Below are 10,866 nucleotides of genomic sequence, written 5' to 3'. Positions count from 1 at the left end.
GGCTTGCGGCCTGCGCCAGCTTTACGGCTATAGCTTTGACTCTCTACGCGTTTACGCTGAGGGATCAACGTCTCAACACGTTGCCAGAATTTGTCAGTCACTTCCCAGGATTTGGCTTTTGCCATCACAACTCCAACCGCGGCACTCGCGCATGGAAAGTGATTATCATTTATTTACGGATAAGTTCTTAGACGCCCTACAAACTAAACAAACCCTGCGCGTGAATCCGCTCCACATGCGCCAGCAGCGAACGTTTGGCCACCGGCCAGATGCGCGGGTCCACGTCGTCGTAGGCCAGTTTGACCCAGTCGTCCGTGGAGCCTTGAGGCTGCGCCTGCATCACGCCGACGATCTTGGCTTCGCGTTTGAGGCGGTGTGCTTTGAGTTGGGCAATCGCCGTCTTCGCCTCGCCGATCACGTAGCCGTGGGCTGGTGCGATGAAGTTGATGCAGTGTTCGTCACAGGCAGCGCTGAGGGCGTCGAGCGATTCCAGGTAGGCGTGCATGTTGCCGTCGGGTGGGTCCACCACCGTGGTGCTGCCGTTGAGGATGTGGTCGCCGCTGAACAGGATGCCGTCTTCCACCAGCACCAGGCACAGGTGGTTGGCGGCATGGCCCGGGGTGTGGACGACCTTCAGGGTGTGAGTGATTTCGCCATCCAGCCCTTGTCCAGCAAGCGCAAGCAGCTCCTGATTTGATAGCGAACGGTCGGGCGTGAACTGGCTGGCCGCGCGCGCAGTGGGGGCCGATGGCAGGCCGAGGATGGGTGGGGGCGTGTCGCACATCGCTTGCAACGGTTTGGCGCCGGGCGAGTGGTCAGCGTGTGAGTGGGTGCACACAATCATGCGGATGTCGCCGCCCGCTGCGCGCCACAGCCGCTCCAGGTGATCCATGTCGGCCGGTCCCGGGTCGATGGCGATGTAGCCGGTGTGCGGGTCGCCGACCAGATAACTGTTGGTGCCGGGGCCGGTCATCACGCCGGGGTTGGGTGCGGTCAGGCGCATCACGTTTTTCAAGAGCGAAACCGGTTGCGCCGTCTGCCAGTCCAGCGTGTGCACCATCTGCCCGTCGGGGCTGGTCAGCGCGAGTTCGCCATACGGCGCTTCATGTTCCATGTAGCGGGCCTCGGCGCCTTCCAGAAAACCGGCGCGCGGGCACGAGGTCCACAACGGCTGCTCGTTTTCGGCGCAGGCCTGCAGCACGGCATCAACCGTCGCAAAAGGCTTGAGCCGTTGCAGTGTGCGTATGGTCGGGAAGATGATGAAAAAGCCGCCGGCCTTGTGCCGCGCCAGCGCGTCGGCTGGTCGCACCCAGCAGGGCTCGAACTGCTCGCTTTCATCGGCCACCGGCTCCTGGCCTTCCGGCATGCGCGCGACGAGGAAAGGCACATCAAAGCGACGCGGCAGATCGCGGTCGGTGACCCAGTGCGCGAGAACAAACACCTGCTCGCCGGCCAGCACCAAGCCTTTATCTCGGCATTGCGCGGCAAACGGCGCCCTGCGGTCCAGCGCCGCGATGTCGGCCGTGGTGGCATGGCTGCCGTCGGCATGGCGGGCCAGCAGCACGCCGAGCTCTTCAAAACTTTCGCGGATAGCGGCGATCGCCTGCGTCAGGTGCAGGCCGCTCTGGCTTGGGCGCCGGGTTGAGTGCGCATGTGCTGCGGCATCCGCTGCGTCGATGCCGCCGCCGGGGAAGACATAGGCACCAGGCGCAAAACTCGCGGTCATCGAGCGCCGGGTCATCAGCACCTCGATACCTGCGGGACTGTCGCGCAGCAACAGCACGGTGGCAGCAGGGCGGGTGGGCGCGGGTTCGCGTTGCGGATACAGGAGTTGAGAAGGTCGGACCATGGGCTGATTTTGCGCGAAAGTGAGTCGACCCGTCGGGATGATCGTTGGCATGCCCGGTGTTCGACTCAATGACCTTTAGCGCGCGCCCTGTGGATGCTTGCCCCTCACTTCACCATAAAACATTGGTGAGCCCAACCGCCTTGGCCGTCACTGTGGGCGCTGTGCGCCACATCGAGTGGGCCAACTGGTAGCTCGTCGAGAAAACGCAGCAGGAGGTAGCCGCTTTGCGGTGACTGCTTTGTGCCCGACAGCGTCAACGTCGAATCGCGCAGCCAATATCACTGCAGTCCCCGCAACAACTCCAAAGTCGGATACCCATCCGCCGCCAAGCCCACGCTGCGCTGATAGCGGCGAATACTGCTTTGCGTGGCCGGGCCCATCATGCCGTCTGGGGTGCCGCTGTCGAAGCCGCGGGCATTCAGCGTTGTCTGCAGCGCCATCAACTGGCTGCGTGACAGAGGCTGCAAGTCTCGCGGCCAGGCGGCTTGCACTGCCGGGACACCGGCCAGTGCCTGCGACAGCAGGCTGACGGCGAGCGCATAACTGGTCGAGTTGTTGTAGCGCAGTATGGTGCGGAAGTTGGGACCGACGATAAAAGCCGGCCCACGCGCGCCGGCTGGTAACAGGATGGCGCTGTCGGCCAGAGGGGGCAGGGGCACACCGCTGCCAGACCGCACGCCCAGCGCTGCCCAGGCCGAAGCCGGCTGCCGCGTGGCCGCATCGGCGAGGGCGTAGTCGAAGCCCTGCGGTAAATACACTTCCATACCCCAGGGCTGGCCCGCCTGCCATCCCGAGCGTGCGAGGAAGTTGGCGGTCGAGGCCATCACATCCGGCAGGCTGCCCCAGATGTCGCGCCGACCGTCGCCATCGGCATCGACCGCATAGGCCAGAAAGTTCGACGGCAAAAACTGCGTCTGGCCCATGGCGCCGGCCCAGGAGCCGATCATCTGCGCGCGGCTGATGTCGCGGTTCTGCAGAATTTTGAGAGCCGCGAGCAGCTGACTGCGCGCCCAGGCCTCGCGCCGGCCCTCGAAACCCAGCGATGCCAGGGCGTCAATCGTCGGGATGTCGCCAGTGTTGCTGCCGTAGTTGCTCTCCAAGCCCCAGATCGCCGCCAGGATTTCTGCTGGCACGCCGTAACGTGCCGCTGCGGCATCCACCGCAGGGCGTGATTGCAGCAGCCGGTCCTGGCCACGCACCACGCGCTGCGCCGAGACCGCGCTGTCAAGGTAGTCCCAGACTGCGCGGGTGAACTCGGGCTGGGCGCCGTCGAGTTCTGTGACGCGCGGGATGAAACGGATGTCAGCGAATGCCAGCCGCAGCGTTTCCTCGCTGATGCCGGCGGTGCGCGCGCCGGTACTGAAGTCGGCGACCCAGCGCGCGAAGCGCTGGTCACGTTCGGCGTCACTGCTTGTGGCTGGCGCGGGGCTGCTGTTGCCCTGCGGCGTCTGCGCACTGGCCGAAAGCGTGGCGGCGCCGGCCGCCAGCGCGGAAATCATCAGCAGTGTTGGTGCCAGCCTGGGGAAGGCGGCCACGGGAAAACGGGAACGTGTTTGTTGCATGCCTACTCATGCTCTTCCGGCGACACGCCCAGCGCCACCAGAAAACGCGCCACCATGTTGTAGGTGGCAATCGCGCTGGTCAGTTCGACCAGTTCGGTCGTATTGAAATGTTTGCGCAGGCCTTCAAATACGTCGTCGCTGACTTTCACGTCGACAGTCATCTGCGCGGCGTAACGCACCACCAGTTGTTCGACGGCGCCAAGAGCCGGGTGATCGGCTGAGGCGCGGGCATCTGCCTTGACGACAGTGTTGAGCGCATCGAGTTCGGCCTGGCTGCCACCCGCCGTCAAAAAGTCCGGCGCATGGTGCTTGTATTCATAGGCCGCGCCGGTCAGCAGGGCCACCGTGCAGATGCCGAGCTCGCGCAGCTTGCGGTTGGTCGGCAGGCCGGTGCGCACGGCGCCCAGGTACACATTCCAGCCGCGCGCCAGCGGCTCGCTCCAGAGCAGGGCCTTGTCGAGGTTGATCAGGGCGCCGCCGCGCCGTTTCAGGATGGCGTCCACCAGGTCCTGCGGTTGGGGTTTCAGGGCGGGGGTCCAGTCGGGAATGCGCATGGCTGTCCTTCTGTCGTGCGGGGTGGCTGCGGCCCCGGCGGATAATGCGGCATGCTGATCCGATTTACCAAGATGCAGGGGGCGGGCAATGATTTTGTCATGCTCGACGAGACCGCAGGCCGCCTGAACCTCACGCCCGGCCAGTACCGCTTTCTGGCGGACCGCCACTTCGGCGTGGGCGCCGACCAAATACTGTCGGTGCGGCCGGCCAGCGAGCCCGGCATCGACTTTGAATACGTGATCCACAACGCCGACGGAGGCGAGGTGGAGCAGTGCGGCAACGGCGCGCGCTGTTTTGTGCGTTTTGTGCGCGAGCAGGGGCTGACCACCAAGGACACGGTGCGCGTCAAAACACTGTCGGGCGTGATCGAGCCGCGTATGCAGGCCGACGGCCGCGTGACCGTGGACATGGGCGCGCCCATCTTCGATCTGGCGCGTGTGCCCTTCGATGCGGCTGGCTTGATGCCTGAAGCCGTGAGTTCATGGCAAAAATGGCCTCTGGCCCTTTCGGGACGGGCGCAAGCAGCTCCTGTTTTGATAGCGGTATTGTCCATGGGCAATCCGCACGCGGTACAACTGGTGGACGACGTGGAGGCCACGCCGGTGCTTCAGGACGGGCCGCTGATCGAAGGCCACGCGCGTTTCCCGCGCCGCGTCAATGCCGGCTTCATGCAGGTCGTCTCGCGCAGCCAGATCCGCCTGCGCGTTTATGAACGTGGCGTCGGCGAAACCCTGGCCTGTGGCAGCGGGGCTTGCGCCGCCGTGGTCGCTGGCATACGCTTGGGCTTGCTGGACGCCCGCGTGGATGTGATCACGCATGGCGGAACCCTGACCATCGATTGGCAGGGTGGGGGGGATGCAAAGCCCGCGCCGGTGCTGATGACCGGCCCGGCCACCACGGTGTTTGAAGCCTCGATTGAAGTTCCCGACCACCTTTGAACCTGCAGATTTTGTCGACCTAATGGAAACACCAACAACATGAACCCAAGCGAACACTCGATCCAGAACCCGATCACAGAAGACGACATCGCCAACTTTCTGGCCAACACGCCCGACTTCTTCGAGCGCCACGCCGAGCTGCTGGCGACGGTGCAGCTGTCCAGCGGCCATGGCGCGCGCGCGGTGAGCCTGCAGGAACGCCAGGCCGGCATGCTGCGCGACAAGATCAAGGCACTGGAGTCCAGGGTGGTCGAGATGATCCGCCATGGCAATGAAAACGTCGCCATCGCCGACAAGCTGCAGGAGTGCACCCTGAACCTGCTGCTGACGGCCCATGCGCGCGACCTGCCCGACACCATCGTGCGCGAGATTCAGGCCCGCTTTGCGGTGCCGCAGGCGGCGGTGAAGGTCTGGCACGTCAACGGCATTTTTTCGATGGAAGATTTCTCCACTGGCGTCAGCGAAGACACGCAAACCTTTGCTTCCTCGCTGGCCGCGCCTTATTGCGGCGTCAATTCGGGCTTCGAGGCCGTCAACTGGTTGCCGGATCCAGCGCAGGCCATGTCGGTGGCGCTGATCCCGCTGCGGCCCGGAAAATCCCCGCAGGCCTTCGGCATGCTGGTGCTGGCGTCCCCCGACCCCGAGCGTTTTAGCAGCGCCATGGGCACCGACTTCCTGGAACGCATCGGCGAGCTGGCTGGCGCGGCGCTGTCGCGCCTGCGGCCCATGGCTGACTGAACAGACAAGGCATGACCAAGGCGGATGCCAGCGTTGAAGGGGCCGCCGGGCCGGCTCCCGACAACGATCCGCTGGTCGAGCGTTACCTCGAACATGTGCGCGTCGAAAAGCGCCTGGCGCAGCGCACCGTTGAGCTCTATGCGCTCGACCTGGCCAAGCTCCAGACGAACTGTAGACAGGCCGGTGTTGCCCTCAGTGCCGTACAGAACCTCCACATGCGGCGCTGGGTCACGCAAATGCACGGCGGCGGCCGCAGCGGGCGCGGCATCGCGCTGATCCTCTCGGGCTGGCGCGGCTTTTACACCTGGCTGGGCCGCGAGGGCCTGGTGGCCAGCAATCCTGTGCAGGATTTGCGCGCGCCCAAGGCGGCCAAACCGCTGCCCAAGGCGCTCAGTGTCGATGAAGCGGTGCAGCTGGCGGCGTTCCAGGGCGCGGACGGCGACGACCCGGTGCTGCTCACGCGTGACCAGTGCATCACCGAGTTGCTTTATGGCTGCGGACTGCGCATCGGCGAGCTGACGGGTCTGGACGTGGTGGCCAGCACCCAGGCCAGCGGCTGGATTGACTTGCAGGCCGCAGAAGCGCATGTGCTCGGCAAAGGCTCGAAACGGCGCAGCGTGCCGGTAGGCAGCAAGGCGTTGGCGGCGCTGCAGGCCTGGCTGGCCGCACGCAGCGCTTGGGCGAAGGACGATGCGGCACTGTTCATCAGCCAGCGTGGCGCGCGCCTGACGCCCCAGCACATCCGCGTGCGGCTCAAACAACGCTCACTGCAGGCCGGGCTGGCGACGCCCGTACATCCGCACATGCTGCGGCATTCGTTTGCCAGCCATGTGCTGCAGTCCAGCGGCGACCTGCGCGCCGTGCAGGAACTGCTGGGCCACGCCAATATCACCACCACGCAGGTTTACACGCGGCTGGACTTCCAGCATTTGGCAAAAGTGTACGACGCCGCCCATCCGCGTGCGACGGTGGCGGGGATCAAGCCGGCAGCAAAAAACAAGACTTGAGCAGGAGCAGGCGAGGCTCTTCATCCAAGCAGGGGCCGCGGGTCCGGCTCTGCCAGTCCGCAGGCGCAGCGGCCCCCTCGGAGGGCAGGGAACTACACTGGGTGAGTGACCGTGGGGGCTATGTAGTCGGGAAGCATGAACACCGCACGTTTGCTCTGGGGTGCGACGGCGGCCAGCTTTTGTGCCAGCCGGGTCAGCGCAATCTCGGCGGTCGGGCCCTGGCGGGGCACGAGGGCATAGGCCACCCGCACCTGGGCCACACAATCGATAGGCAGGCCCTGATAAGGCATCAGGCAGCGTGCGACGATGCGCGGCCCCAGCGTGGCGGCCTCCTCGGCAGAAAACGGGCCTTCCACCAGCATGGCGAAACGGTGCTCGGATAGGCGCGCTGCACTGTCGATGTCGCGCGCAGTGGAGAGCAGACGTTCGGCCACGTGCAAGGGCAGGTCCTGCGCGGCCTTGCGACCGAAATCGCGCTGGGTCTGTTCGCTGTTGACCAGGTCGATCATCAACACCGCGCCCTGGTGCCTGAGCCGCCTTGAGCGGGCAATCATGCGCGACAGGCGCTCGGCAAATACCGATTCGTTGATCAGTCCGGAGGCCGGGTCCACCCGGTCCAGCCCCTGGATGCGACGGGTGTTTTCACGGCGGTGCTGGCTGCGCAGCACCAGCACGGCGAGCATGCAGGGCATCTGTAGTGCCATGCTGGCCAGTACCGCCTGTTCGGTCACAAAACTCAAAGGCAGCCACTGCAGGTAGCGGCCTATGGCCAGAGCCAGGCTGACGGCAAGAGGCGCGGCGGCCAGCAGCAGCCAGCCGCCAAAGCGATCACCGCGGCGCCAGGCCCATAGGTTGACGCCCAACATCAGGATCGGTACCAGCACGAGGTAGGGCACGACCAACGCGATACGCAGCGCGCTGTCTGTTTGCAAAAGCGCAGCCGACAGCGCTGCCCCGGCCAGCACCACAGCCCAGACCAGGAGGTGCAGCGGGCGTGATCGCTGCCCCAGCGACACGATGGTGGCGTTGAGCACCAGCAGCGCCATCAGCATCCAGACGCCCAGCACCACCAGCGAACGGTCTGCCCATTGCGACGAATCGGGCCAGAGATGCAGCGCCGCCACGCCGGTGATGGCCGCCTGGGTCAGGCCGACCAGTGCGGAGCAGACCGCGTAATAAAGATAGGCGCGGTCCCCGAGCACGATCACGCCGACAAGCCCGACCACCAGGCCGAGCAGCGCCAACCCGAAATACACGCCAAGAAACAGCGAAACCCGCTGCTCGCTGCGCAGCACATGCCCCGAGCTGACAAAACGGATGGGCGCGCTGAAGCCTTGCACGTTGTCAAGACGCAGCATGTAATGCGTGGGCTCTTCGGCGTTGAAGTTGACCACCAGCAAGGGGTGGCGGTGCGGCGTGGACCATTGGTTAACCGGCGTCAGGTCGCCCGCGCGCTGCTCGCGCCAGAGGCCGGCTCGGTCCAGCGTGTACAGCGAGGCCCGGTCAAGCGCGGGGTAGGGTATCTCCAGTAGCCAGCGCTCCGCGTCGGGGGCTGGTGGCACGGTGAAGCGGATCCACAGCGCCTGCCGCGGCTGCAGCGGGTAGATGTTGCGTGGCAGGGTCGGCTGCCAGGGCGGGGCGACATCGGTTGCGATGTCCTGCACGGTTTTTTGCGCGGTCGGGTCTATCCAGTAATCGCCCCAGTCTGCCAGGGTCACAGGTTGTTGCACGGGGTCCAGTTCAAGCACGGTGCGTGCATGTGCTGTCTGGCCGGCGAGCGCCAGCAGCAGGACCAGCCCGCAGGCGAGCCAGCGCCGCAGGACTGTCTGTCGGCCGTTGGTGTCGGCAAGATGCGTCGAAGTGCGGCTAAAATCCATCAAGTGATTGTCGCAAATCTGCAGGGCGGAAGGTAAGAGCCCTGTAAGCGCGCGCCAATGCCGGCTCAAAGTGCATTCAGCGAAGCTGAACCTGGAGGGGAGGGATGGATGGAGGGAGGGGTGCAGGACGACCGCTGGTGCAGCGTCAACCTCTTGAAAAGTCACACCGGCACGTAATGCCGGGTTTGGTTCAGCAGACCCACTTGGGCTGCTGAACCGTACGAGGCAGACGCTCAGCGACCGAACAGGCCCTGGATGATGTCAACGATCAGGTTGTTTTGCTGTTTTACCAGCACAATGTCATCGCCAACCCGGGCGTAACGGTAGCCGGTCGGTGCTGCAGGCAGCTGAAGCATCACGGGCTGGGGGACCGAGTAAACAGTCACGTTACGCGGGATGGGCTGGCCAACCGCCCAACTGCGAGCTTGGCCGGGAGGCATGCAACCGTTATCCTTTTTAGCGAGGCCAGGGGGGCATTTTTTGCCCGAGCTGTACTGGGTGGCGTAGTACTGGCGGACGGAAGTACGCTGCTGGTCGTTGAAATACTTGCCTTGTTCAATGTCTTTACGTTCTTGCTTTTCGGCTTTCTGAACATCTTTTTGCTTATTGTGGGATTTCTGGCTGTGCTTGTCCGAGCCTTTGCCCTTGCCGTGGTCGTTGCTTTCGTACTTCTGGCTGTGCTTGTCCTGACCTTTGCCCTGGCCTTTGCCTTTGCCGTGGTCGTCGTCATTGCCTTTGGCGAGAGCCGGGCCGGCAACAAAAATTGCGGAGATGGCCAACGCAATAAGGCGACTGGATACGTTAAAACGGGTCATGATTTTTTACTCCTGAATGATGAACAAAGATATTCTTTGCTCCCAATCAACGTTTCAGACAGAAGTCGGGCTGACCGCGGCTTGTAGGACAAGGACGCGCTTTGCGTAGCGGTTTGGGGTCCTTCAGCCCGGACGCGACAATACGGCCATGAAAACATTGCGCCTGAGACCTGGTAAAGAAAAGTCCCTGTTACGCCGTCACCCTTGGGTTTTTGATGGTGCCATCGCCAGCGGCGGGGCTGACGCCGGGGAAACCGTGCGTGTTGAAAGCAGTGCAGGGCAATTTCTGGCTTGGGCGGCTTTCAGCCCGTCCTCAAAAATCCGCGCCCGCGCCTGGAGTTTTAACGAAAATGAGCGGATCGATGCTTCGTTTTTCATAGCGCGTATCGCACAAGGCATAAGGGCCAGAGACCATTTTGACATTCAAAGTGACGGCTGTCGGCTGATCCACGGCGAATCCGACGGATTGCCGGGCGTGGTAGTCGACCGCTATGCGGACACCCTGGTGGCGCAGTTTTCAAGCTGCGGGGCTGAGCGCTGGAAAGGCGTGATCGTTGACGCCCTGCTACAAGCAACCGGGCTGACGCGCGTGTATGAGCGTTCTGACGCCAGCGTGCGCTCGCTGGAAGGCCTGCCGGAGGCAACAGGCTGGATAGCAGGCTCGGGTGAGACCGGCATCATCATCAGCGAACATGACTGGAAGCTCAGCCTGGACGTTGCCGAAGGCCACAAGACCGGCTTTTACCTGGACCAGCGCGACAGCCGCCGCAGGTTTGCCGACCATGCGCGCCGCCTGCAGTTCAAGGACGTGCTTAACTGTTATTGCTACACCGGCGGCTTCACGGTGGCGGCATTGGCCGGCGGCGCCACGCATGTAACCTCGATTGACTCCTCCGGACCGGCAATAGAGCGCGCCACGGCCAATGTGGCGCTCAATGGCTTCGACGCGGCCCGCACCACCATGCTGGATGCCGATGTGAATGCCTCGCTGCGGCAGTTCCACAAGGAGGGTCGGAGCTTTGACGCCATTGTGCTGGACCCGCCCAAGTTCGCGCCGACGGTGGCCCACGCTGAACGCGCCGCGCGCGCCTACAAGGACATCAACCGCATTGCACTGTCCATCCTGGCGCCGGGCGGGGTGCTGTTCACCTATTCCTGTTCTGGCGGCATCAGTGCCGACCTGTTCCACAAAATTGTGGCTTCAGCCGGCATCGACGCCGGGGTGGACGCCTTCATCACCGAGCGCCTGGGCGGCGCGCCCGACCACCCCATGACGGTGAATTTCCCGGAAGGCGAATACCTGAAGGGCCTGGTGCTGCTAAAAAAATGAGTTATGCATCAAATTGATACTTCGCCCTTTAAGGACGGGCAAAGGGCTGAGCTTTGCGCTGCCGCTCTACCTGAATCGCCCCGGGAATTGAGGAGGCTCCAACCTTTGAGAAGATGGAGCCATGAAGAAATCAAACAAGTTTTCCCCCGAAGTACGCGAACGCGCGGTCCGTATGGTGCAGGAGCACCGAGGCGA

The 10,866-nt window shown here is 63.9% G+C and carries 9 protein-coding genes; 4 read left to right on the top strand and 5 right to left on the bottom strand.

The genetic code is table 11. The features are described 5' to 3' along the window. Positions 1-196: 196 nt before the first annotated feature. The 3 genes from H0W47_RS17235 to H0W47_RS17225 form a co-directional block, all read right to left on the bottom strand. On the bottom strand, positions 197-1,849 hold the full coding sequence (locus H0W47_RS17235; RefSeq protein WP_296926619.1) for an MBL fold metallo-hydrolase: 1,653 nt from the start codon (positions 1,847-1,849) through the stop codon (positions 197-199). A gap of 278 nt (positions 1,850-2,127) precedes the next feature. Then, a complete protein-coding gene (locus H0W47_RS17230; protein ID WP_296926616.1) occupies positions 2,128-3,411 on the bottom strand; it encodes a lytic murein transglycosylase in 1,284 nt (427 codons plus the stop codon). Between the two features lie 2 nt (positions 3,412-3,413). After that, positions 3,414-3,965, bottom strand: coding sequence for a carboxymuconolactone decarboxylase family protein (locus tag H0W47_RS17225; protein WP_296926614.1), 552 nt, complete (start codon positions 3,963-3,965; stop codon positions 3,414-3,416). A gap of 51 nt (positions 3,966-4,016) precedes the next feature. On the opposite strand from H0W47_RS17225, the gene dapF reads away from it, so the two are divergent. Genes dapF through H0W47_RS17210 form a run of 3 tightly spaced genes read left to right on the top strand, consistent with a single transcriptional unit; the run spans position 4,017 to position 6,649 of the window. Next, the gene (gene dapF / locus H0W47_RS17220) at positions 4,017-4,904 is read left to right on the top strand and encodes a diaminopimelate epimerase (protein ID WP_296926612.1); all 888 of its coding nucleotides are present in this window, start codon (positions 4,017-4,019) and stop codon (positions 4,902-4,904) included. A 39-nt stretch (positions 4,905-4,943) separates the two neighbouring features. Beyond that, positions 4,944-5,642 (top strand): DUF484 family protein, encoded by a 699-nt coding sequence (locus H0W47_RS17215; protein WP_296926610.1) that lies wholly within the window; start codon positions 4,944-4,946, stop codon positions 5,640-5,642. Positions 5,643-5,653: 11 nt separating this feature from the next. After that, positions 5,654-6,649: a tyrosine recombinase XerC gene (locus tag H0W47_RS17210; RefSeq protein WP_296926608.1), complete on the top strand. Its 996-nt coding sequence runs from the start codon at positions 5,654-5,656 to the stop codon at positions 6,647-6,649. 92 nt (positions 6,650-6,741) lie between these two features. Here the strand turns inward: H0W47_RS17210 and H0W47_RS17205 are convergent, their stop codons facing one another. Both H0W47_RS17205 and H0W47_RS17200 read right to left on the bottom strand, forming a co-directional pair. After that, a complete protein-coding gene (locus H0W47_RS17205) occupies positions 6,742-8,526 on the bottom strand; it encodes a 7TM diverse intracellular signaling domain-containing protein (RefSeq protein WP_296926606.1) in 1,785 nt (594 codons plus the stop codon). Between the two features lie 233 nt (positions 8,527-8,759). Continuing rightward, positions 8,760-9,341, bottom strand: a complete 582-nt coding sequence (locus tag H0W47_RS17200) for a DUF1236 domain-containing protein (protein ID WP_296926604.1) — start codon at positions 9,339-9,341, stop codon at positions 8,760-8,762. A 148-nt stretch (positions 9,342-9,489) separates the two neighbouring features. On the opposite strand from H0W47_RS17200, the gene H0W47_RS17195 reads away from it, so the two are divergent. Continuing rightward, positions 9,490-10,671, top strand: a complete 1,182-nt coding sequence (locus H0W47_RS17195) for a class I SAM-dependent methyltransferase (protein WP_296926602.1) — start codon at positions 9,490-9,492, stop codon at positions 10,669-10,671. Positions 10,672-10,866 lie beyond the last annotated feature (195 nt).

The organism is Polaromonas sp. (assembly GCF_013817205.1).
GTDB lineage: Bacteria > Pseudomonadota > Gammaproteobacteria > Burkholderiales > Burkholderiaceae_C > Polaromonas.
This window is presented reverse-complemented; position numbering and strand designations above follow the sequence as displayed.